General features: G+C 70.0%; 18 protein-coding genes. 14 read left to right on the top strand and 4 right to left on the bottom strand.

Features of this window, described 5'->3' with window-relative positions; all coding sequences use genetic code 11:
* The first annotated feature begins 12 nt into the window (after positions 1–12).
* Together ITJ62_RS11930 and ITJ62_RS11925 are read left to right on the top strand one after the other, a co-directional pair.
* Positions 13–2,481, top strand: a complete 2,469-nt coding sequence (locus tag ITJ62_RS11930; RefSeq protein WP_194602206.1) for an ATP-dependent helicase — start codon at positions 13–15, stop codon at positions 2,479–2,481.
* 73 nt (positions 2,482–2,554) lie between these two features.
* On the top strand, positions 2,555–3,553 hold the full coding sequence (locus ITJ62_RS11925) for an SseB family protein (protein WP_194602204.1): 999 nt from the start codon (positions 2,555–2,557) through the stop codon (positions 3,551–3,553).
* Here the strand turns inward: ITJ62_RS11925 and ITJ62_RS11920 are convergent.
* Both ITJ62_RS11920 and ITJ62_RS11915 read right to left on the bottom strand, forming a co-directional pair.
* Positions 3,480–5,054, bottom strand: coding sequence for a hypothetical protein (locus tag ITJ62_RS11920; protein ID WP_194602201.1), 1,575 nt, complete (start codon positions 5,052–5,054; stop codon positions 3,480–3,482). The genes ITJ62_RS11925 and ITJ62_RS11920 overlap by 74 nt on opposite strands.
* A 104-nt stretch (positions 5,055–5,158) precedes the next feature.
* The gene (locus ITJ62_RS11915) at positions 5,159–5,959 is read right to left on the bottom strand and encodes an oxygenase MpaB family protein (protein WP_194602198.1); all 801 of its coding nucleotides are present in this window, start codon (positions 5,957–5,959) and stop codon (positions 5,159–5,161) included.
* A 160-nt stretch (positions 5,960–6,119) separates the two neighbouring features.
* On the opposite strand from ITJ62_RS11915, the gene sucC reads away from it, so the two are divergent.
* The 12 genes from sucC to ITJ62_RS11860 all read left to right on the top strand — a co-directional run bounded on the left by sucC (position 6,120) and on the right by ITJ62_RS11860 (position 20,215).
* Positions 6,120–7,283, top strand: coding sequence for an ADP-forming succinate--CoA ligase subunit beta (gene sucC / locus ITJ62_RS11910; RefSeq protein WP_124768842.1), 1,164 nt, complete (start codon positions 6,120–6,122; stop codon positions 7,281–7,283).
* Between the two features lie 14 nt (positions 7,284–7,297).
* On the top strand, positions 7,298–8,188 hold the full coding sequence (gene sucD / locus ITJ62_RS11905) for a succinate--CoA ligase subunit alpha (protein ID WP_064296653.1): 891 nt from the start codon (positions 7,298–7,300) through the stop codon (positions 8,186–8,188).
* Positions 8,189–8,313: 125 nt separating this feature from the next.
* Positions 8,314–9,591, top strand: a complete 1,278-nt coding sequence (locus ITJ62_RS11900; RefSeq protein ID WP_194602196.1) for a DUF6350 family protein — start codon at positions 8,314–8,316, stop codon at positions 9,589–9,591.
* Between the two features lie 9 nt (positions 9,592–9,600).
* Positions 9,601–10,227 carry a phosphoribosylglycinamide formyltransferase gene (purN, locus tag ITJ62_RS11895; RefSeq protein WP_194602193.1) on the top strand — a complete coding sequence of 209 codons (627 nt, stop codon included), beginning with the start codon at positions 9,601–9,603 and terminating at the stop codon, positions 10,225–10,227.
* Positions 10,224–11,831 carry a bifunctional phosphoribosylaminoimidazolecarboxamide formyltransferase/IMP cyclohydrolase gene (gene purH, locus ITJ62_RS11890; protein ID WP_137242136.1) on the top strand — a complete coding sequence of 536 codons (1,608 nt, stop codon included), beginning with the start codon at positions 10,224–10,226 and terminating at the stop codon, positions 11,829–11,831. The genes purN and purH overlap by 4 nt, the downstream gene beginning before the upstream one ends.
* Before the next feature lie 109 nt (positions 11,832–11,940).
* The gene (ddaH, locus tag ITJ62_RS11885; protein WP_194602191.1) at positions 11,941–13,152 is read left to right on the top strand and encodes a dimethylargininase; all 1,212 of its coding nucleotides are present in this window, start codon (positions 11,941–11,943) and stop codon (positions 13,150–13,152) included.
* Positions 13,153–13,240: 88 nt separating this feature from the next.
* On the top strand, positions 13,241–13,555 hold the full coding sequence (locus ITJ62_RS11880) for a hypothetical protein (protein ID WP_194602575.1): 315 nt from the start codon (positions 13,241–13,243) through the stop codon (positions 13,553–13,555).
* Positions 13,556–13,735: 180 nt separating this feature from the next.
* Positions 13,736–13,867 (top strand): hypothetical protein, encoded by a 132-nt coding sequence (locus ITJ62_RS19190; protein ID WP_255515222.1) that lies wholly within the window; start codon positions 13,736–13,738, stop codon positions 13,865–13,867.
* A 155-nt stretch (positions 13,868–14,022) separates the two neighbouring features.
* Complete coding sequence (locus tag ITJ62_RS11875; RefSeq protein ID WP_194602188.1) at positions 14,023–15,855, top strand: ABC transporter ATP-binding protein; 1,833 nt, start codon at positions 14,023–14,025, stop codon at positions 15,853–15,855.
* On the top strand, positions 15,852–17,672 hold the full coding sequence (locus tag ITJ62_RS11870) for an ABC transporter ATP-binding protein (protein ID WP_194602185.1): 1,821 nt from the start codon (positions 15,852–15,854) through the stop codon (positions 17,670–17,672). Before ITJ62_RS11875 ends, ITJ62_RS11870 begins: the two co-directional genes overlap by 4 nt.
* 94 nt (positions 17,673–17,766) lie before the next feature.
* Positions 17,767–18,444, top strand: a complete 678-nt coding sequence (locus ITJ62_RS11865) for a response regulator transcription factor (protein WP_194602182.1) — start codon at positions 17,767–17,769, stop codon at positions 18,442–18,444.
* Positions 18,437–20,215 (top strand): histidine kinase, encoded by a 1,779-nt coding sequence (locus ITJ62_RS11860; RefSeq protein ID WP_194602178.1) that lies wholly within the window; start codon positions 18,437–18,439, stop codon positions 20,213–20,215. The genes ITJ62_RS11865 and ITJ62_RS11860 overlap by 8 nt, the downstream gene beginning before the upstream one ends.
* Positions 20,216–20,231: 16 nt before the next feature.
* Here the strand turns inward: ITJ62_RS11860 and ITJ62_RS11855 are convergent, their stop codons facing one another.
* Positions 20,232–20,552 (bottom strand): MGMT family protein, encoded by a 321-nt coding sequence (locus ITJ62_RS11855; protein WP_064296644.1) that lies wholly within the window; start codon positions 20,550–20,552, stop codon positions 20,232–20,234.
* Between the two features lie 4 nt (positions 20,553–20,556).
* The gene (locus ITJ62_RS11850; protein ID WP_191940650.1) at positions 20,557–21,009 is read right to left on the bottom strand and encodes a GNAT family N-acetyltransferase; all 453 of its coding nucleotides are present in this window, start codon (positions 21,007–21,009) and stop codon (positions 20,557–20,559) included.
* Between the last annotated feature and the right edge of the window lie 189 nt (positions 21,010–21,198).

The raw sequence follows: 21,198 nt of genomic DNA, 5'->3' as shown, positions 1-21,198 counted from the left end.
CTTGCAGGCGATATGGCGAGCTCTCCTTCTTCGAACGCCGACGCCGTGCAACCGGTGATCGTCGGCTGGCCCACGGCAACCGTCCCCGAGTCGTCCTCCGACGAGCGTGCCGGCGGGAGTCGGCTGCTGGAGGGGCTCAACCCGCAGCAACGGATCGCGGTGGAGTACCGGGGCCAGGCCCTGCTCATCGTCGCCGGTGCCGGGTCCGGCAAGACGAGTGTGCTCACCCGCCGCGTTGCGCTGTTGCTCGAACAGCGCGAGGCCTGGCCGAGCCAGATCCTGGCGATCACCTTCACCAACAAGGCCGCCGCTGAGATGCGCGAGCGGGTGCAAGCGCTCGTCGGCCAGGCCGCTCAGGGCATGTGGATCTCCACCTTCCACTCCGCCTGCGTCCGCATCCTCCGCCGCGAGGCCGAGCACTTCGGCTTCACCAAGAACTTCACGATCTACGACAGCGGCGACCAACGTGCCCTGTTGAAGCGCATCATCAAGGAGCTCGAAGCCGACGCATACGGCTTCACGCCGTCGAACACCTCGGCGAAGATCTCGAAGCTCAAGAACGAGCTGTCGGACGTCGAGTCGTACTCCCGCACGATCAACACGAACGACCCCCAGGAACTCGTGTTCCTGCAGGTCTTCCGGAAGTACACGCGCGCGCTGGCCGACGCGAACGCCTTCGACTTCGACGACCTCATCAGCCAGACGGTGTTCCTCTTCCGGGCGTTCCCGCACGTCGCCGCGCAGTACCAGCAGCGGTTCCGCCACATCCTCGTCGACGAGTACCAGGACACCAACCACGCCCAGTACTCGCTCATCCGGGAGCTCACCCGCGCACCTGAGGCCGGCACGGATCAGCTCGCCGTCACCCGCACCGAGGGTGCCTCGCTCACCGTCGTCGGCGACTCGGACCAGTCGATCTACGCCTTCCGCGGGGCCGACATCCGGAACATCACCGAATTCGAGCGCGACTTCCCGGGCGCCAAGGTGGTGCTGCTCGAGCAGAACTACCGCTCCACGCAGAACATCCTCTCGGCGGCCAACGCGGTCATCTCCAACAACTTCGACCGCAAGGACAAGAAGCTCTGGACGGCCGTCGGCGACGGGGAGAAGATCGTCGGCTTCACGGGGTACTCCGGCCACGACGAGGCGCAGTTCATCGCCGACGAGATCGAGAAGCTCCGGAACGCCGGTACGGCCTACAGCGACATCGCCGTGTTCTACCGCACCAACGCCCAGACCCGTGCGCTCGAAGAGATCTTCATCCGCGCGGCCCTCCCGTACCGGATCATGGGCGGCACCAAGTTCTACGAACGCGCCGAGATCAAGGACGCCCTCGCCTACCTCGTGTCGGTCGCGAACCCGGCCGACATCATGGCGCTGCGGCGCATCCTGAACACGCCCAAACGTGGCATCGGGCCGGCGACGGAGACGGCACTCGCGAGCTTCGCCGAGAACAACGGCGTCACCTTCCGCGAGGCCATGCGGCGTGCCGACGCCCTCGGGCTCGGGCCGAAGGTCACGAGCGCGATCCTGCAGTTGTCGGCCCTCCTCGACGAAGCGCAGGCTGCGCTCGACGAGGCCGCTGCAGCCGACCGCCCGACGGCGTCCGCTACCGCGGTCGGCGACGTCCTGTCGCTCCTCATGACGAAGAGCGGCTACCTCGATTCGCTGCGCAACAGTCGCGACCCGCAGGATGAGGCACGAGCCGAGAACGTCGACGAGCTCATCGCCGTCACCAAGGAGTTCGCCAAGAACAACCCCGACGGCGGCATCGTCGACTTCCTGACCGAGGTCTCGCTCGTCGCCGCGGCCGACGACCTCGACGACGCGACGGGCAGCGTGTCGCTCATGACCTTGCACACGGCGAAGGGCCTCGAGTACGACGCGGTCTTCCTGACGGGCATCGAGGAGGACCTCCTCCCGCACCGGATGTCGGCGAACGAGCCTGGCGGCCCAGCTGAGGAGCGACGTCTGTTCTACGTCGGCATCACGCGCGCCCGCAAGCGCCTGTACCTCTCGCTGGCGATGACGCGTGCGCAGTACGGCGAGACGGCCGTCGCGATGCCCAGCCGCTACCTCCAGGAGATCCCGGCGGAACTCATCGAGTGGCGCCAGTCGCCCGGCAACGTCAACGGTCGTGGTGGCACGCAGTCGCGTGCGTTGAACGCCCGTCGTGCCCCCTCGAGCGACCGCTGGTCGGTCCGCTCCCTCCCCGAGGGCGCCTCCGCGGGCGACACCCGGTTCTCCGGCGGTTCGAGCAAGCCGGAGACGGCCTGGGCCAACCGCATCACGGCGAAGGTCCGCGACAACGGCGATCTCGAGCTCGCTCCCGGCGACCGCATCTCCCACGCCGACTTCGGTGTGGGGCGGGTGAACGCCGTCACCGGCGAGGGCGCGAAACGCATCGCCCACGTGCAGTTCGAGTCGGCGGGAGCCAAGAAGCTGCTGATCAAGATCGCCCCGATCGAGAAGGTGGAGTGAACCCCGGTCCCGTCGGCCGTCCCCGGCGGCATCAGGTTCCCCAGTCCCGGCGAAGCCTCTAGGCTGAGGCATCATGGCTCTGTTCTCCAAGCGCAACGCGTCCGATGCCCGATCCGCAGCGGCGGAGGCAGCGACCTCCGCCCGGGAAACCGAGGAGGACGCGACCCCCGCGGTCGCCGAATCGGTTCCGCACGTGCCCATCTCGGTCACGACGGTCAGTTCCGCGGCACGGACACCTGAGGCCCCCGTGTCGGTACCGGCCGCCCCGGCGGCCGCTCCGGCGCCCGCGGCCGGGGAGCCCGACACGAACGTCGACCTCGCCCAGGCGCTCACAGCCCTGGCCGAAGGCGGTGACGAGCGTGCGATGATGCACGTCCTGCGCCAGAGCATCCAGGGCAAGCTCCTGCTGTCCACGAGCCTCGACGGTGTCTCGGAAGAGGACAAGGCCGCGGGACGCGTCCCGCTCGGCGTCCACCGCGACCCGGAGGGAGCCGTCTACCTCCTCGCCTTCACCTCGCCGCGAGAGCTCGAGAAGACGCGGACTGCCGAGGGCCCCGTCTCCGGGGTCGCGGTGGACGCGGTGTGGGCGCTGCGTCAGGCGGCTGGTGAAGGCTACGCCGGTATCGTGCTGAACCCCGCCGACGGGAAGGCGAGTGCCGTCGTCCCGAAGACACTCATCGCCCGTCTCTTCGGTGACGGCCGGAACAACGACCTCGCCAAGCAGGCGCTCGCCCAGCCGCGGGAACCCGATGCCCTCCAGCGGTTGGTCGCCGCCCTCGCCGCGCACGGCGGGTTCGTGGCCGGTCGCGCCGAGGTCGACGAGGACGGCAACCGCAAGTCCGTCGGCATTGCTGAGACCCGCCTCGGCGAGCGTCGTCTGCTGGAGGTCTTCACCTCGCCCATCGAGATCGCGGCGCTCGGCCGCGGCGACGACGCGTATCCCGTGACCGCCGCGGAATTGGCGGCCGCGCTCCGCAGCGACGAGGGCATCACCGGGATCATCGTGAACCCAGCGGCGCCGTGGCTGGACGTCGACCGCGCCCAGCTCGCACCCCTCCTCGACGTGCGCTGAGCGCCGCACCCGCTCCACTCGGAGTGATCCGTCGACGGAGAGCGAGCAGGACACCACCGAGGGCGAGCGCTCCGATCGCCGCCGAACCTGCGAGGAGGAGGGACCGGTCGTCGGCACCGGTCTCGGCGAGGCGCTTCTCGTGGACGGGCGGTGTCGACGCGAGCGTGATCTCCGACGCGACCCCGAAGGCGGACCGCCAGGGACGGATCATCGCGCCACCGTCCTCCGGCAGGGTGTCACTCGGTTCGATGCGCTCGACCCAGACGTAGTAGCCGTCCGCGGGCAGGACACAGGACGGCGTCGTGTACTCACCGGGGCCTGCATCCACGAGCGTCTCGACCTCGCAGACCACCGGTGCTCCGAGCGGGACCTCTGGTGCCTCGACCGGGCGCTCCGCGAAGGGACCGAGCAGCTGGCTTCGGACGGTCACCGGGATCGGCGTGTACGGTCCGCCCTCCGGGCCGACGAGGCCCCACTCCGCGGCCAGGCCGGCGCCGGTCGCGATCCCGACCGACAGCCGGTCGGTGATCTCCGCTCCCGGAGTCGCCGTCGCGTGCGAGGTCGTGGTGGCGACGATCGGCTGGAACGGGAGTGGCGTCGGCCGTTCCCGGTCGGCACTCGCCCCGGCCGAGACCGTGATGGGGCGGGCGACGAGGACACTCTGCACGTTGGCCGCGCTGCGGGCGATCGTGAGTCCTGAACCGTACGGCAGCTCGCCGAAGGTCGCACTCGCCGAGAACGACACGACGGCCCCGTCGGTGGCGGGCAGGATCCGCTGGCTCTCGCCGTTCCCGACGACCCGTTCGGTGGTGCCGTCCTCGAAGGTCGCGCCGTCGAGGGAGACCGTCCCGGTGTGGGTACCCGGCGGCAGCGTGGTGACCCCGGATGAGATGAAGTCGACGGCGAGTTCCGTTCGGACGAGGTCGAATCCGTCCTCGCCGCGTTCGATCGACATGGTGGCGCTCGCTCCCCGGCTCGCGCCCCCGGGGCCGTCCGCCTCGGCGAGCATCTGCTGGGCGAGGGAGAGCACCCGGTCGGCGCTCGCTCCGGCTCTCGCGGCGATCTGCGCCGGTGTCATGCCGTTCAGGCCGGTGATCATCCAGGTGGCGAGCTGACCGGCGGCCGCTTCGTCGGCGTCCTGGCTGGCACCCCAATGACGCGAGAGGTAGGCCAGGCGTGCGGCATCCTCCGGGGTGAACCACCCGAGCGAGTCTCCGTCGACGTGTTCGTAGGCGTGACCCGGCGGGATCGGGAGGTCAAGGTTGATGCAGAATCCGACCGTCCCGTCGTCGAAGGCCCACGAGCCGAGCCAGCGGCCGTTCGAGGCGTCGCGGTGGCCGTAGGCCGCACCGGTGGCGGTCAGTGCGGAGGACGCGGTGGCGCCGCCAAGGACGATGCCGAGGACGAGCGTCAGCAGGATCGGGACGGCGGCGAGGAGACGGAGTATCCGTGGTCTGCCGTCGAAGATACGGCTGGTCTGGGGGAGGTGGTGTGTTGTCATGCCCCCATCGTGCGAACCGCGGTGCAGCGACCAGCCGCGTGAGGATCCGAATGTGGACGGGACGGCTCCGTCACTGGGCTGTGGAGGGCGGTGCTCGAACGTCCTCAGCTGAGGTGGCGGGCCGCTTCCGTGCGATCGCGCTCTCGCATCGCGCGGAGGTACCAGGCGGAGGGTGCCGCGCGCAGCCGCTGCGGAAGACGCGGCCAGACTGCTCGCGCGACGGCGACCCGCCGTGCGAAGCGACGCTGCTGCCGCGGCGTCCACCGGAACCCGTACGCGGCCCGCAAGCCGTCGGGTAGCAGCCCCGCCGTCACGAGCCGGACGAGCGGGAGTAGGCACCGGACGGCGACAGGTGCCGCGCGCGCGGTCATGAGCTCGACCGAGACGGCATGCGCCTCCGCGGTGACCTCGAGTCCGGCGACCCGGGCCGCGAAGTACTCGTCGAACGCGGCGCGGGTCGGAGGCCAACGGTCGGGCGGGAGCTGCAGGCTCGTCCCCACGATCGCGTACTCACGGTGCAGGCGCTCCCGCGACTCCTCGTCGAGCGCGCCGAACACGAGCTCGTAGACCTGGACGGCGGTGTCGTACAGCGTCGCCGCGACCCAGAGTTGCGCCTCGTGGTCGAACGCCGAGTACCCGGGAGCGGCCTCGCCCGGCTGGGCACGGACCGGCGCGTGGGCGTGGTTCACCCGTCGGGCCGCGCTGCGCTGCTCGTCCGGCGTGCCGAGGGCGAGCGCGTACACGAAGGTGAGGGTGGCGTGCAGCCGGTCGAGCGGGCGGGAACCGAAGTCGCTGTGCCGCGCCACCCCGGCGGCGACCGAGGGGTCCGCGATCTGCAGCAGGATGGCCCGTCCGGCGCCGGCGACGAGGATGCCCTCGCGAGCGAGGTCCGCCATGCCGGTCATGGACCCGACCTTAGTCGTTCACTGTGAACGTCCGGTTGCGGCGCAGCGCTGGGGGTAGAGTCGTCACTGGCCCTTTTTCTCTCGCCGCCGAGATAACGCGCGGCCGAAAATCGCCACGACAATCACAGCAGAACGCGCGAAGCGCGGATGGGAATGACACGTGGATCTTTACGAGTATCAGGCACGAGACCTGTTCGAGCAGTACGAGGTGCCGGTCCTCGCCGGCATCATCGCCGACACCCCGGACGAGGTGCGTGCCGCGGCCGAGCGTCTCGGCGGCGTGGTCGTCGTCAAGGCCCAGGTGAAGGTCGGAGGCCGCGGCAAGGCCGGCGGCGTCAAGGTCGCCAAGACCCCCGACGAGGCCTACGAGGCGGCGAAGGCCATCCTCGGACTCGACATCAAGGGTCACGTCGTCAAGCGCGTGATGGTCGCGGCAGGCGCACGCATCGCCCAGGAGTTCTACTTCTCGGTGCTGCTCGACCGCGCCAACCGGTCCTACCTGTCGCTCACGAGCGTCGAGGGCGGCATGGAGATCGAGCAGCTCGCGGTCGAGAAGCCCGAGGCGCTCGCGCGCATCGAGGTGAACCCGCTCACCGGTGTCGACAAGGCTGCCGCGGTGGAGATCGCGAAGGCTGCGAACTTCCCCGAGGAGCTCGTCGACCAGGTCTCCGACGTCTTCGTGAAGCTCTACGACGTCTACAAGGGTGAGGACGCGACGCTCGTCGAGGTCAACCCGCTCGTCCTCACGGAGGAGGGGCGCATCGTCGCCCTCGACGGCAAGGTCTCGCTCGACGAGAACGCCGCCTTCCGTCACCCGAACCACGCCGAACTCGAAGACACCGCAGCCGAGGACCCCCTGGAGCTCAAGGCCAAGGAGAACGACCTCAACTACGTCAAGCTCGACGGCGAGGTCGGCATCATCGGCAACGGGGCTGGACTCGTCATGTCCACGCTCGACGTCGTCGCCTACGCAGGCGAGCAGCACGGCGGCGTGAAGCCGGCCAACTTCCTCGACATCGGCGGCGGCGCCTCGGCCGAAGTCATGGCAGCTGGTCTCGACGTCATCCTCGGCGACGCCCAGGTGAAGAGCGTGTTCGTCAACGTCTTCGGTGGCATCACCGCCTGCGACGCGGTCGCGAACGGCATCGTGAAGGCGCTCGAGATCCTCGGTGACGCAGCGACGAAGCCGCTCGTGGTCCGCCTCGACGGCAACAAGGTCGCGGAGGGCCGCGAGATCCTCGCCGCCGCCGCGCACCCGCTCATCACGCTCGCCGCAACCATGGACGAAGGCGCCGACAAGGCCGCCGAGCTGGCTTCGAAGTAAGGGATCGCACAAGCATGTCAATCTTCCTCAACAAGGACTCCAAGGTCATCGTCCAGGGCATCACCGGCGGCGAGGGCACCAAGCACACGGCGCTCATGCTGAAGGCCGGCACCCAGGTCGTCGGCGGCGTCAACGCCCGCAAGGCCGGCACGACCGTCACCCACGACGGCGGCGTCGAGCTGCCCGTGTTCGGCACGGTCGCCGAGGCCATCAAGGAGACCGGCGCAGACGTGTCGATCGCCTTCGTGCCCCCGGCGTTCACCAAGGACGCGGTCATCGAGGCCATCGACGCCGAGATCCCGCTCCTCGTCATCATCACCGAGGGTGTGCCGGTCGGCGACTCCGCCGAATTCTGGGCCTACGCCCAGTCGAAGGGTTCGAAGACCCGCATCATCGGCCCGAACTGCCCCGGCATCATCACGCCGGGGGAGTCGCTCGTCGGCATCACGCCGGCGAACATCGCGGGCAAGGGCCCCATCGGCCTCGTGTCGAAGTCGGGAACCCTCACGTACCAGATGATGTACGAGCTGCGCGAGATCGGTTTCTCGACGGCGATCGGCATCGGCGGCGACCCGATCATCGGCACGACGCACATCGACGCGCTCGCCGCGTTCGAGGCCGACCCCGAGACCAAGGCCATCGTCATGATCGGTGAGATCGGTGGCGACGCCGAGGAGCGTGCGGCCGACTTCATTAAGGCGAACGTCACGAAGCCGGTCGTCGGCTACGTCGCAGGTTTCACCGCGCCCGAGGGCAAGACGATGGGCCACGCCGGCGCGATCGTCTCGGGCTCCGCAGGCACCGCGCAGGCCAAGAAGGAGGCTCTCGAGGCCGCCGGCGTCAAGGTCGGCAAGACGCCGAGCGAGACCGCCGACCTCATGCGCGAGATCATCGCCTCGCTGTAACCTCCGCAGCTCGACTGCGACCACGACGCGGCGCCCGGTTCGGGCGTCGCGTCGTGGCGTTTGGGTCCTCGTACGCCGTGTGCCTGACCGTCCGCACGCGCGGCTCCAGGTAGGGTCGAAGGCGCATGAACCGTCTGACCGTCGCCCTCCTCGCCGCCCTCGATGCCACCCTCGCCGTGGCCATCGGCATCGGTGTCGCACTCGTCCCACTCCTCGCCCTGTGGGCCCTGCACTTCCAGTTGGACGTCGATCCGGCCGCGCTCTGGCGGGGGGCGGTCGACATCTGGGCGCTCGGCAACGGCTCGAGCATGCGCATCACCCTCGACACGGCGCTCGTCACCCAGCTCGGCCTGCCTGCCGGGATGGAGCCGTTCCTCGTCTCCCTGGCGCCCCTCGCCTTCACGATCGGCACGGTCCTGTTCGGTCTGCGCACCGGGGCCCGCGCGGCGCGCAGCACCTGGTGGCAAGGTGCCGTCGTGCTGTCGGTGTTCGTGTTCGCCCTGCTGTCCTTCCTCGTGACCCTCACCGCCCTCCACCCGGCGGTGCGTCCCTCGATCGTCCAGGGGACCCTCGCGCCGACCGTGCGCTTCGCAGGCGGGGTCGTGGTCGCCGCGCTATGGGTCCGGTTCCGTGAGCAGGACGCGGCCGATCCGATCCTCGACGGACTCCGCGCCATGCGGGACCGGATGCCGGACGGGACCTGGTCGATGGTCGTCGCGGCGCTGCGCGGTGGAGCACTCGCCGCCACCGGACTCGTGGCGGTGTCCGCGGTCCTGACCGCCATCCTCATCGCCGTCGGCTACGGCGCCATCATCTCCCTGCACGAGAGCGCGCAGTTCGGCATCCTGGGCGGTGCCATCGTCACCGGCGCCGAACTCCTGTACCTCCCGAACCTCGTGATCTGGGCCATGAGCTGGATCACCGGCGCGGGCTTCGCCATCGGCAGCGGCACGGCGATCTCACCGATCGGCACGCTCGTCGGGCCCATGCCGGCCGTGCCGGTCCTCGGCGCCATCCCGACGGGGGAGAGCCCACTCGGTTTCGCGGTCCTGGTGGTCCCGGTCGTCATCGGATTCGCCGCCGCCGTGGTGCTGCGCCGTCGTCTGCTCGTCGACCTCGACGGGCGTGGCGGGCTCGCACGGCTGGCGGTCGTCGGTCTCGGCGTCGGGGTCACCGCAGGCATCATCGTCGGAGTCCTCGCGGCCCTCTCGGCGGGCGCGGCAGGCCCAGGTCGCCTCATCGAGGTCGGCCCGAACGGTTGGGCGACGGGCCTGTGGACCACCCTGACGGTCGGGATCGCAGCCGTGGTCGGCATGGCGGCCGGTCCGACGCATCTCGCAGAGGAGGACCACCTTCCGGAGCTGCACGCCCAGCCGAGCGGCCGGGGTGCCCGCGACCGATAGGATGCTCTGGTGCTGTCACTCGTCGTGCTGATCTCCGGTGGCGGATCCAATCTCCGCGCCCTCCTCGAAGCCTCACGCGACGCGGATTTCCCCGCTCGCGTCATCGCCGTCGGTGCCGATCGGGAGGCTGACGGTCTCGCTCACGCCGAGGAGTTCGGCATCCCGTCGTTCACCGTCCCCTACTCGTCCTTCGACTCGCGGGCGGAGTGGGGCGCAGCCCTCCTCGAGCAGATCCGGATCTGGAACCCGGACGTCCTCGTCCTCAGCGGCCTCATGCGCCTCCTGCCACCCGTGGTCGTCGACGCCCTCTCGCCGCGCATCATCAACACGCACCCCGCGTACCTCCCCGAGTTCCCGGGAGCGCACGGCGTCCGGGACGCCCTGGCGGCAGGAGCCTCGCAGACCGGGGCATCGATCATCGTCGTCGACAACGGCGTCGACGCGGGCCCGATCATCTCGCAGGAGCGCGTCCCCGTGCTGCCCGACGACACGGAGCACAGCCTCCATGAGCGGATCAAGCCCGTGGAGCGTCGGCTCCTCGTCCAGGCCGTCCGCGACCTCGCCACCGGAACCATCGACCTCGAGGCGCTCTCCACGGCGTCCCGCCCGCCAGCAGAAGGAGCACCCCAGTCATGAGCGGTCCCAGCCACGACCACAGCCTCTACCGCGAACGCGACCTCGTCCCCGTCCGCCGGGCGCTGATCTCGGTCAGCGACAAGACCGGGCTGCTCGAGCTCGCCGGCGCACTCGCCGCAGCGGGCGTCGAGATCGTCTCCACCGGGTCCACCGCCGCGACCATCCGCGGTGCGGGCCACACGGTGACCGACGTGTCCGAGGTCACCGGATTCCCCGAGTCGCTCGACGGTCGGGTCAAGACCCTGCACCCCTCGGTGCACGCGGGGCTCCTCGCCGACCTGCGGCTCGAGTCCCACGAAGCCCAGCTCGCCGAGCTCGGTATCGAGCCGTTCCAGCTCGTCGTCGTGAACCTGTACCCCTTCGTCGAGACGGTCGCGAGCGGCGCCGCCGGTGACGACGTCGTCGAGCAGATCGACATCGGTGGACCGGCGATGGTGCGCGCCTCGGCGAAGAACCACGCCAACGTCGCGATCGTCGTCTCTCCGGAACGCTACGGGCTGATCACCGAGGCCGTCGCCGCCGGCGGCACCACGCTCGCTCAGCGCCGCTCGCTCGCCGCGCAGGCGTTCGACCACACCGCCTCCTACGACGCGGCGGTGTCCGCGTGGTTCGCGAGCACGGAGACGACCGAGGCGGAGGCCTTCCCCAGCACGCTGACCGTCACCGGTCGTCGCGAGGCGGTGCTGCGCTACGGCGAGAACTCGCACCAGGCCGCGGCGCTGTACGTCCGTCCTGGCGGTGCCGGGATCGCCCAGGCGACGCAGTTGCACGGCAAGGAGATGTCGTACAACAACTACGTCGACGCCGACGCGGCAGTCCGCGCGGCCTACGACTTCGCCAACCCCGCCGTCGCGATCATCAAGCACGCGAACCCGTGCGGTATCGCCTTCGCGAACCCGAAGGCGCCCGACCCGATCGCCTCGGCCCACCGCCGGGCGCACGAGTGCGATCCGGTGTCCGCCTTCGGCGGCGTCATCGCCGCCAACCGCGTCGTGACCCTCGGCATGGCCGAGACGGTCAAGGAGATCTTCACCGAGGTGCTCGTCGCCCCGGGCTTCGAGGACGCCGCGCTCGAGGTGCTCAAGACGAAGAAGAACCTGCGGCTCCTGCAGCTGCCGGAGGACTTCGTGCGCGAGGACCGCGAGGTCCGGCAGATCTCCGGTGGTCTGCTCTACCAGGACGCGGACCGCTTCGCCGACGACCCGCAGGACACCGCCAAGGGCTGGACGCTCGTCACGGGCGAACCGGCCGACGACGACACCCTGCTCGACCTCATCTTCGCGTGGAAGGCGTGCCGCTCGGTGAAGTCCAACGGCATCCTGCTCGCCAAGGGCAGCGCGAGCGTGGGCGTCGGGATGGGCCAGGTCAACCGCGTCGACTCCTGCCACCTCGCCGTGAGCCGAGCCGGTGACCGTGCCGCCGGTTCGGTCGCGGCTTCGGACGCCTTCTTCCCGTTCGCCGACGGCCTGCAGGTCCTGCTCGACGCCGGCGTGCGCGCGGTCGTGCAGCCCGGTGGTTCCGTCCGCGACGAAGAGGTCATCGCTGCGGCCGAAGCCGCCGGCGTGACCATGTACTTCACGGGGGAGCGTCACTTCTTCCACTAGGCCGCGTCGCCCGCCCCTCTGGGGGTTCTGGGCAGGCTCTTGGTGATCTCCCAGCGGCGTCGGGCCCACGTGGCCCGACGCCGCTGTGTCGTTGGGCTACGGTTGTCTGATGACTGCCACCTGGAGCCGCAAGCTCATCGCATCCGCCGCCGCCGCCGTCGCGACCATCGTCGTGGGCTTCCTGGGGGTCATGTTCGTCACGTTCGTCGGCTACCAGTTCGCCGGGACGATCTTCGCCCAGGCGAGCCCGTACTTCTTCGAGAGCACGATCATCACCTTCGTGCTGCTCCTGATCGTGGGGATCGTCGGACTGTACCGGTACCGACTCCTCGCGCTGCTGGGCGGCGCCGCCCTCGCCGTCATCGGAGCACTCCTCGGCCTCATCGTCCAGGTGGCGACGACGGGGCAGCCCATCGACAGCACCGTGCTCGGCAGCATCGTCGCGACGCTCATCAGCCTCAACCTCGTCTTCGTGGTCGTCGTCGCGCTCTCCGCGGCATTCATCGGATACCCCGTCTACTGGATGGTCGTCCGCACGCAGGACGCCGTGCTCGACGACGGACGCCGCATCGCACTCGTGCGCATGCCCGCCTCCAACCTCGCCGAAGGCCTCGTGACCCACCTGGAGCGCACGCCCATCGACACCGAGCTCGCCGACAAGCAGTGGGACGCGTACGTCGCCGCGTTCGACGCCGCCGGCTGGGACACCACCGAGGTCTCCTGGGCCGACCAGCTCGCCGACTCCGTCTTCATCGAGGACGCCGTCATCGTGATCGGCGACGTCGCCGTCGTGACCCGTCCTGGCGCCGAGAGCCGTCGCCCCGAGGTCGTCGCAGCCGAGACCACCGCCCGTGAGCTCGGCCTCCGGATCCACCGCATCGAGGGTGACGGCACGCTCGAGGGCGGCGACGTCCTCCGGGTCGGCACGACCGTCTACGTCGGTCGCAGCGGCCGCACCAACGCCGAAGGCGTCCGGCAGCTCCGAGCAATCCTCGCGCCGCTCGGGTTCGACGTCGTGGCGGTCCCCGTCACGACCGCCCTTCACCTGAAGTCGACGGTCACCGCGCTCCCCGACGGGACCGTGCTCGTCCACCCCGACCTCGTCGAGGACCCGTCCTTCTTCGGTCGCCACCTCGTCGTGCCAGAGCGTGAGGGCGTCGCTGTGGTCGAACTCGCGGAGGACACCGTGCTCATCTCCGCAGCCGCTCCCAAGACGGCTGCGCTGCTCGAGGACCGCGGCTACACCGTGGTCCAGGTGGACATCAGCGAGTTCGAGAAGCTCGAGGGCTGCGTGACCTGCCTGTCCGTGCGGGTCAGCTGAGCCGATCGTGGAGCAGCAGGCTGGAGCGCGCGGCGGTCGGGATCTGAGCCGGAGGACCGTCGCCCAGCGGTTGGACATCCCACTCGAGATGGCCAGACACCACGGGATCCCGCCGTTCTGGTCGGCTGACCAGTTGGCGGCGTTCCTGGCCGAGCCGCCCGCCTGGTACGTGCAGTCCCGCGCGAACCGGACCGGGAAGCGGCCGGTCTGGGTCGAGCTGCGCTGCACCATCTGTGGCACGAGCGAGACGCTGCGCCCCAAGAAGTGGTGGCCGGAGTTCTCGATGGTGAGCTGCTCCTGGCACGGCGCCGACGAGCTGCCGCCGGTGCCCGAGGGCGCGCGTCGGCGCGAGGTCGACGGTATCGGAGCCTTCGTCGGCATCGTCGACGAACCGACCTCCTGACGACCAGCCCACCCGGTGCTGTGCGTGCAACCGCATGGATCCCTTGCAGCCTGATGGCCGATACCCATAGTCTGGTCTGCTGCGCCGAACCTCGATCACCGGGATCCGTCGCCGCCCGCGTTCGAGTGCGACCTGTGCACCCGGCCCGCGGCTCTCGCCCCACAGGATGAGGAGGATGCCATGACGCTCTCGAACCACACCGCGCTCGCGCCGACGGTCGATCGTGCCCGCTCCGCCTCGAGCCGCCGCCCTGTGGTCGTCCCGGCGCCAGCCGGACGCGCCGCCGCAGCGGACGCCGACGCATCGCACTAGCGCCAGGCAGTCCACCTCACCATCCGTCCGGCCTTGTCCGGGCCCGTCACCCCGGATGCTGCGACCTCGCACAGCGACCTCGCCGTCCGGCAGTTCCACGACCATCATTCCGTCGGTGATCGACTTCACCGGCGCTCTCGCAAGGATTCCCTTCAATGACTCCGCTCGGCGATGACCGCCGTCCTGTCCAACCGCGCCAGAGCACCTTCCGTGCCCTGATGCGGATCTACCCGTTCGCGAAGACGGCCATGCCGCGGATCGTGCTCGGCATGGTCGCCGCGCTCGTCGCCGGCCTGGTGGCGCTCGCGATCCCGCTCGTGTTGCAGGCCCTCGTCGACGGTCCGCTCTCGACCGGCGACTCCTCACAGATCTGGCCGGCGGTCCTCGTGGTCCTCGCGCTCGGCGTCCTCGAGGCGGTCATGATCGCGCTGCGCCGCTGGTTCGTGCTGACCCCCGGAACGCATGTCGAGGCGCGGATGCGCAATGCGCTGTTCGCCAAGCTGCAGGACCTCCCCGTGACCTTCCACGACCGCTGGCAGAGCGGACAGCTGCTCTCCCGCGCCGTCAGCGACCTCGGACTCATCCGCCGGTGGATCTCGTTCGGTTTCGTGCTCCTGATCGTCAACGGCGTCACGATCGTCATCGGTGCGGTCATCCTGTTCACCTGGAACTGGTTGCTCGGGCTCATCTTCATCGCGCTCGCCATCCCCGTGTGGGTGTTCGGGTTCACCTTCGAGGGGCGGTACTCGGTGATCGCCCGGCGCAGTCAGGACCAGGCCGGCGACCTGGCGACCGCCGTCGAGGAGTCCGTCCACGGCATCCGGGTGCTCAAGGCGTTCGGTCGCGGCAAGCACGCGCTGCGGAGCTTCGCGTCGCGCGCCGAGGACCTGCGGGGTACCGAGATCGAGAAGGCGAAGGCCATCGCGGGGATCTGGTTCTGGCTCGTTCTGTTGCCCGACGTCGCGTTCGCGCTCTGCCTGTTGGCGGGGGTCTGGCTCGCGTCGATCGGTGAACTCACCGTCGGTCAGCTGTTCGCCTTCTTCGCGACGGCGACGATCCTGCGGTTCCCGATCGAGTCGATCGGCTTCCTGCTCGCGATGACCTTCGACACCCGGACGGCGACCGACCGGTATTTCGAGGTCATCGACTCGGTCAACACGATCACCGACCCCGAGCACCCCGAACGCATCCGTGAACCGCGCGGTGAGCTCGTGTTCGAGGACGTGCACTTCCGCTACCAGGACGCACCCGACCGCTACGCGGACGTGGTGGACGGCGTCGACCTCCGGCTCGAGCCGGGGGAGACCATGGCACTCGTCGGTCTGACGGGTTCCGGGAAGTCGACCATCACGGCACTGACCACCCGCCTGTACGACGTCACGGGCGGGCGGATCCTGCTCGACGGGGTCGACATCCGGGCGCTCACCCGGGAGGACCTGCGCCGCCACATCGCCATGGCGTTCGAGGATGCGACCCTCTTCTCGGCGAGCGTCAAGGAGAACGTCCTCCTCGGGCGGGACGACATCGACCTCGACTCCGCGGAGGCCGATCGGATCCTGCGCGAGGCGCTCGACATCGCCCAGGCCGGGTTCGTCGACGACCTGCCGAACGGCGTGGAGACGATGGTCGGTGAAGAGGGGCTCAGCCTGTCCGGTGGGCAGCGTCAGCGGCTCGCACTCGCCCGCGCGGTGGCCGCCCGACCGGAGGTGCTCGTGCTGGACGACCCGTTGTCGGCGCTCGACGTCGACACCGAGGCGCTCGTCGAGGCGGCGCTCCGCCGAGTGCTCGCCTCGACCACGGCCCTGATCGTCGCCCACCGGCCGAGCACCGTCGCCCTGGCGGACCGCGTCGCCCTCCTGGAGGACGGTCGCATCACCGCGGTGGGTCGCCACAGTGAGCTGCTGCAGCACAACGCCCATTACCGCTACGTGATCTCGAGTCTGGAAGACGACGAACGAGAGTCCAACCGCCAGGAGGTGAACCTGTGACCCCGCCGACGACCGTCCACGGAGTGGAGGGTGAGGAGCGCGACGACCTCACCCGCGACGAGTCGGCGCACATCCGGCGCCGTTCGCTGCGACTCCTCGGATCCCTGCTCGCGCCCCTGCGCCTGCGCGTGATCGCCGCCATGACCATCGTCGTGGTGTCGACCGCCGCCCAGGTCGCCGGGCCCGCGCTGATCGCCCTCGGCATCGACCGCGCCCTCCCGGCCGTCCTGGAACGCGCCGACTGGATGCCGGCCTTCCTCGTGGTCGGCGCGTACCTGCTGACCGGCGCCGCCGGTGCGACGCTGATCTCCTGGTACACCGTGCTCGCCGCACGGATCAGCCAGGCGATCCTGATCGACCTCCGGAAGCGCGTGTTCCTGCAGACACAGCGGCTCAGCCTCGACTTCCACGAGAGCTACACCTCGGGTCGCATCATCTCCCGGCAGACGAGCGACCTCGACTCCATCCGCGAGCTGCTCGACTCCGGGATCAACCAGCTCGTGTCCGGTGTGCTCTACATGGGGTTCACCGCCGCGGCCCTCGTCCTCGTGGACTGGGTCAGCGGTCTGGTGCTGCTCGGATCGCTCATCCCGCTGTTCGTGCTCACCCGCTGGTTCCAGCTCCGCTCGCAGCGGATGTTCCGCGAGTCGCGGGTCCGCTCGGCGAAGCTCATCGTGTTCTTCGTGGAGGCGATGACCGGCATCCGTGCCGTGAAGGCGTTCCGGAAGGAGCGGCGGAACGAGCGCGCGTTCGGCGAGCTCGTGGAGCAGTACCGCGACACCAACGCCCGGGTCATCCAGCTGTTCGGGGTGTTCGATCCGGGACTGGTGTTCATCGGCAACGTCTCCGTCGCCGTGGTGCTCCTCGTCGGCGGGTTCCGGGTCGCGGACGGACAGCTCGCGATCGGAGCGCTGCTCGCGGCGCTCCTCTACACGCGTCGGTTCTTCGACCCGATGGAGGAGATGGCGATGTTCTACAACTCCTACCAGTCGGCCGCTGCGGCGCTCGAGAAGATCTCCGGCGTGCTCGAGGAGCGTCCCGGGGTACCCGACCCGGTCGCGCCGGTCGACCTGTGGACGTCGCAGGGACGCATCACCTTCGACGACGTGACGTTCGCGTACGCCGCCGACCGGGTGGTGCTCCCGAAGTTCGACCTCGAGATCCCCGCGGGCCAGACCATCGCGCTCGTCGGCACGACGGGCGCGGGCAAGTCGACGCTCGCGAAGCTCATCAGTCGGTTCTACGACCCGACCGACGGTGCGGTGCGCCTCGACGGCATCGACCTGCGCGACCTGCACCCGAAGGACCTCCGTCGGGCGATCGTCATGGTGACGCAGGAGGCCTACCTGTTCTCCGGCTCGGTGGCTGACAACATCGCGTTGGGCAAGCCCGACGCGACGATCGAGGCGATCACCGCCGCAGCGAAGGCCGTCGGCGCGCACACCTTCATCGAGGCGTTGCCGAACGGCTACGACACCGACGTGAACAAGCGCGGTGGTCGGGTCTCGGCCGGCCAGCGGCAACTCCTGTCGTTCGCGCGGGCGTTCCTCGCGGATCCGGCCGTGCTGATCCTCGACGAAGCGACCGCCTCGCTCGACATCCCGAGCGAGCGACTCGTCCAGGAGGCGCTGCAGACCCTGCTCGCGGACCGCACCGCGATCATCATCGCGCACCGGTTGTCGACCGTCGCGATCGCCGACCGGGTGCTCGTGATGGAGCACGGCCGGGTCATCGAGGACGGCGCGCCCGCGGAGCTCATCGGCGGGACGGGTCGGTTCGCCGCGATGCACGCCGCCTGGCGGTCCTCGGTCGGCTGACCCGGACCGCGCAGGCGTGTCCACGGGGTCCTCCGCTGACGGAGTGACCCCGTGGGCACTACACCTCGTCTCGTCGACCTGCCACAATGAGCGGATGACCAGTCTGGAACCGCGTTCGCTGCGTGTCGCCGCCGCGGACGACGCGGTGCTCCTCCGTGAGGGTGTCGCGCAGATCCTCAAGGCGGGTGGTCACGACGTGGTCGGCTCGTTCGGCTCGGCGGTCGACCTGGTCGACCGCATCGACGCGGGGCTGCAGCTCGACGCCGTGGTGCTCGACATCCGGATGCCGCCCACCCACACCGACGAGGGCATCGTCGCCCTCGAGCAGTTGCGGGCGTCGGGCTTCGCGGCCGGGGTGCTCCTGCTGAGCACGTACGCTGTGCCCTCCTACGCGGTCCGCGCGCTCGGTTCCGGAGGTGGCACCGGTTACCTGCTGAAGGACCGCGTCGCCGACTCCGGGACGCTCGTCGACGCCGTGGAGCGCGTGGCGGCAGGTGAGTCCGTGGTGGATCCCGAGGTCGTCTCCCTCCTCGTCGCGGAACGGACCCGGTCCGACGGCCTGGACCACCTCACGGAGCGGGAACGTGAAGTCCTCACCCTCATGGCCGAGGGGCGGTCGAACTCCGGCATCGCGAAGGCGCTGGTCGTCAGTCTGAAGACCGTCGAAGCACACATCAGCCGCATCCTGGCCAAGCTCGGACTCGAGGACTCTCCGGCGGACCACCGCCGCGTCCTCGCCGTCGTGCGATGGCTGGAACACACGGATGGCTGACGGTCGCCCACACGGACGGGCGACATCGCTGCCGATCCCGGCACCGGCCGGCCGCGGTCGACTGCCGTGGCCGCTGAGACTCGGCATCCTGCTCGCCGCCGCGCTCGTGTGCGTCCTGTCGGTCGTGTTCGGCGTCGTCCAGCCGGGCGTCGCCGACGGCAACGGTCTGCCCTGGTTGGTGGGCCACCTCGCGGCGCTGGTGGCGGCGGGGCTGATCTGGTGGCTGGCTCCGACGGCCACTCCGGGCTGGGTGATCGTCGGGTACGCGCTGGCCGAGACGGCCTACATGTGGGCGTACGGCGTCGACGCGGGCTGGCTCTGGCCGCTCCTCATGTCGATCTCCGTGCTCCCGGGGGTCGCGCTGGTGTGGCTCGCGCTGGCCTTCCCCGCCGGCCGGCTGCGGCGCGGCTTCGACCGGCGGCTCGTCATCACCGCGTCTGTCTACCTCGTCACGTATGCGATCGTGACGCTCCTGGTGACGCCGAACCACGTGCTCGACGCGAGCCACGAGCGGAGTCGCTACGCGGTCCTCGCGACCGGAGACGTCGCCGACGTGCTCGGGCGGGTCCACGCGGGCGTCATGGGGGCATTCGCGGTCGTGGTCGCGGGTGTCGTGCTCCTGAGGTGGGCGCGGAGCAGCGGAGCGGCCAGACAGGTCGCCTTCATCATGCCGGTCGCGTTCGTGTTGTGGCTCGTCATCGGGGTGGCGTGGTCCCTCGTCCGCCTCGGGGGATGGCCGGAGCACCTCCGGCTCGTCGTCGAGGACCTCAACGCGTTCTCGGTGGTGCTCGTTCCCGCGGCGTACGCGACGGGTCTCATCCGGATGCGGACGATCCGCGCCAGGGCCGTCGACCTGGTGCAGACCGGACAGCTGAGCGAGACCGGCCACGACCGCTGGGACGGTGCCGTGAAGACCGTCCTCGGCGACCGCACCGCCCGGCTCGTCTGGCCGGGATCGCAGCGGACCACCGACCGGGACCCACGCGGTCGGGCGATGTCGAGCGTCGGCGATGCGGACGCGCCGCTCGTGTACATCGAGCACGACGCGGCACTGCTCGACAACCCGCAGTTGCTCCGGTCGGTGTCGGCGTCGCTGCGCATCATGATCGACAACGAACGACTCACCGCTGAACTCCGCCACTCGTTGCGCGAGGTGAGTCGGTCGCGGTTGCGCATCGTGCAGGCGGCCGACGAAGCGCGACGGCGGGCGGAGCGAGACCTGCACGACGGCTCGCAGCAGCAGCTGTTCTCCGTCGCACTGCGGCTCCGGATGGCGAGCGACGCGGCACGCGCCGATGGCCAACTCGCCCTGGCCGACGGCCTCGAGACCACCATCGATCAACTCGCGAGCGCCATCAAGGAGCTCCGCGAGCTCGCCCGAGGACTGCATCCGGCGCTCCTGGCCGAGGGCGGACTGGTACCGGCGATCGCCGAACTCGGGCGCCGGTGCACCGTCGTCACCAAGGTCACCGTCGAGCTTCGCGAGCGGCCCGGGCAGCTCATCGAGGCGACCGTCTACTACGTCGTCTCGGAGTGCCTGGCCAACGTCACGAAGTACTCCGGGGCGTCCAGCTGCGAGGTGGTCGTCTCCGACGACCCCGACGGCGGGCTCCGGGTCGTCGTCGCGGACGACGGGGTCGGCGGTGCCGATCCTGCGCGGGGGAGTGGGTTGCGCGGCCTCGCTGACCGGGTCGACGCCGTCGGCGGGACGATGCGCGTCGAGAGCCCGGTCGGTGCCGGGACGGTCGTCTCGATCCACCTTCCCGGCTGATCGGGCGCGAAGCCGGTCAGTACAGCAGTGCTTCGCGGCCCAGGCGGTATCGCCCGCCGCTCATCGGGACGATCGGTGTGCCCTCGGCCTCGTAGTGCTCGAGCGCGCGATCCTCGTGCCCCGTCGGAGGGAGACCGCCCGACCGGACGACCCGCCACCAGGGCACGGCGTGCCCGTACTGCGCCATCACGCGACCGACGCCGCGCGCAGACTTCGACCCGATGATGGACGCGACCTGGCCGTAGCTCAGGGCGCAGCCCTCGGGGATGTCGGCTACGACGGCCAGCACGGCCTCGGCGAACGCCTCAGCCGAGTCCGTCGGAGACGACCCGCTCACGGTCTCAGAGGCTGATGCTGCCGATGGTCTCGCCGTACTGGGTCTCGCCGACGGGGGAGAACCCGACGCGGAGGAAGAACGCCTCGGGACCGAGGTCGCCAGGCTCGTAGATGACGTTGACGTGGTCGAAGCCGCGCTGCTTGGCCTCCTCGATGAGCGAGGCCACCGCGAACCGGCCGACGCCGCGGCCCTGGTCGTCGGCGTCGACGTTGATGCGCCACAGGGCGGAGCGGAACTCCTCCTGCGTCGACTCGTGGTCGAAGTTGGCGGAGACGAATCCGACGACCTCGTCGCCGTCGAGGACGACGCGCTGCCAGGAGGTGGCGGGGTTCACGACCGCGGCCGCGACCGCGTACGACACCGGGGCGATGAACTGCTCCTGCCCGGGTTTCATGGTGAGCGCGTTGACCGCCACGATCGTCGATGCGGACAGTTCTTCCAGACGCAGCTCAGCCATGAGCCCAGGCTAACCTGTCCGGCGGACCGCGGATAGTCCGCCGGACCGCCGACACGCTCCTCGCGGCGACATCCACGGCCGACCCACAGGCGGGGAGCGGGGCGTCCGGGTGCCGTCGGATCCAACTGTCTCGATGTCAAGAGACCTGGCAGGTCTTGTAAGCTAGGGCGTGGCCGTGCCGTCCACCTT

It is taken from the genome of Plantibacter sp. VKM Ac-2876, assembly GCF_015350715.1.
GTDB lineage: Bacteria > Actinomycetota > Actinomycetes > Actinomycetales > Microbacteriaceae > Plantibacter > Plantibacter auratus.
The sequence above is the reverse complement of the archived record's forward strand: the minus strand, read 5'-3'. Positions and strand labels throughout refer to the sequence as shown.

What these genes read in the sequence shown, in the direction of transcription:
- ITJ62_RS11930 (WP_194602206.1), top strand. Translation starts at nt 13, where the DNA reads ATGGCGAGCTCTCCTTCTTCGAACGCCGACGCCGTGCAACCGGTGATC.
- ITJ62_RS11925 (WP_194602204.1), top strand. Translation starts at nt 2,555, where the DNA reads ATGGCTCTGTTCTCCAAGCGCAACGCGTCCGATGCCCGATCCGCAGCG.
- ITJ62_RS11920 (WP_194602201.1), bottom strand. Translation starts at nt 5,054, where the DNA reads ATGACAACACACCACCTCCCCCAGACCAGCCGTATCTTCGACGGCAGA.
- ITJ62_RS11915 (WP_194602198.1), bottom strand. Translation starts at nt 5,959, where the DNA reads ATGACCGGCATGGCGGACCTCGCTCGCGAGGGCATCCTCGTCGCCGGC.
- sucD (WP_064296653.1), top strand. Translation starts at nt 7,298, where the DNA reads ATGTCAATCTTCCTCAACAAGGACTCCAAGGTCATCGTCCAGGGCATC.
- ITJ62_RS11900 (WP_194602196.1), top strand. Translation starts at nt 8,314, where the DNA reads ATGAACCGTCTGACCGTCGCCCTCCTCGCCGCCCTCGATGCCACCCTC.
- purH (WP_137242136.1), top strand. Translation starts at nt 10,224, where the DNA reads ATGAGCGGTCCCAGCCACGACCACAGCCTCTACCGCGAACGCGACCTC.
- ddaH (WP_194602191.1), top strand. Translation starts at nt 11,941, where the DNA reads ATGACTGCCACCTGGAGCCGCAAGCTCATCGCATCCGCCGCCGCCGCC.
- ITJ62_RS11880 (WP_194602575.1), top strand. Translation starts at nt 13,241, where the DNA reads ATGGCCAGACACCACGGGATCCCGCCGTTCTGGTCGGCTGACCAGTTG.
- ITJ62_RS19190 (WP_255515222.1), top strand. Translation starts at nt 13,736, where the DNA reads ATGACGCTCTCGAACCACACCGCGCTCGCGCCGACGGTCGATCGTGCC.
- ITJ62_RS11875 (WP_194602188.1), top strand. Translation starts at nt 14,023, where the DNA reads ATGACTCCGCTCGGCGATGACCGCCGTCCTGTCCAACCGCGCCAGAGC.
- ITJ62_RS11865 (WP_194602182.1), top strand. Translation starts at nt 17,767, where the DNA reads ATGACCAGTCTGGAACCGCGTTCGCTGCGTGTCGCCGCCGCGGACGAC.
- ITJ62_RS11860 (WP_194602178.1), top strand. Translation starts at nt 18,437, where the DNA reads ATGGCTGACGGTCGCCCACACGGACGGGCGACATCGCTGCCGATCCCG.
- ITJ62_RS11850 (WP_191940650.1), bottom strand. Translation starts at nt 21,009, where the DNA reads ATGGCTGAGCTGCGTCTGGAAGAACTGTCCGCATCGACGATCGTGGCG.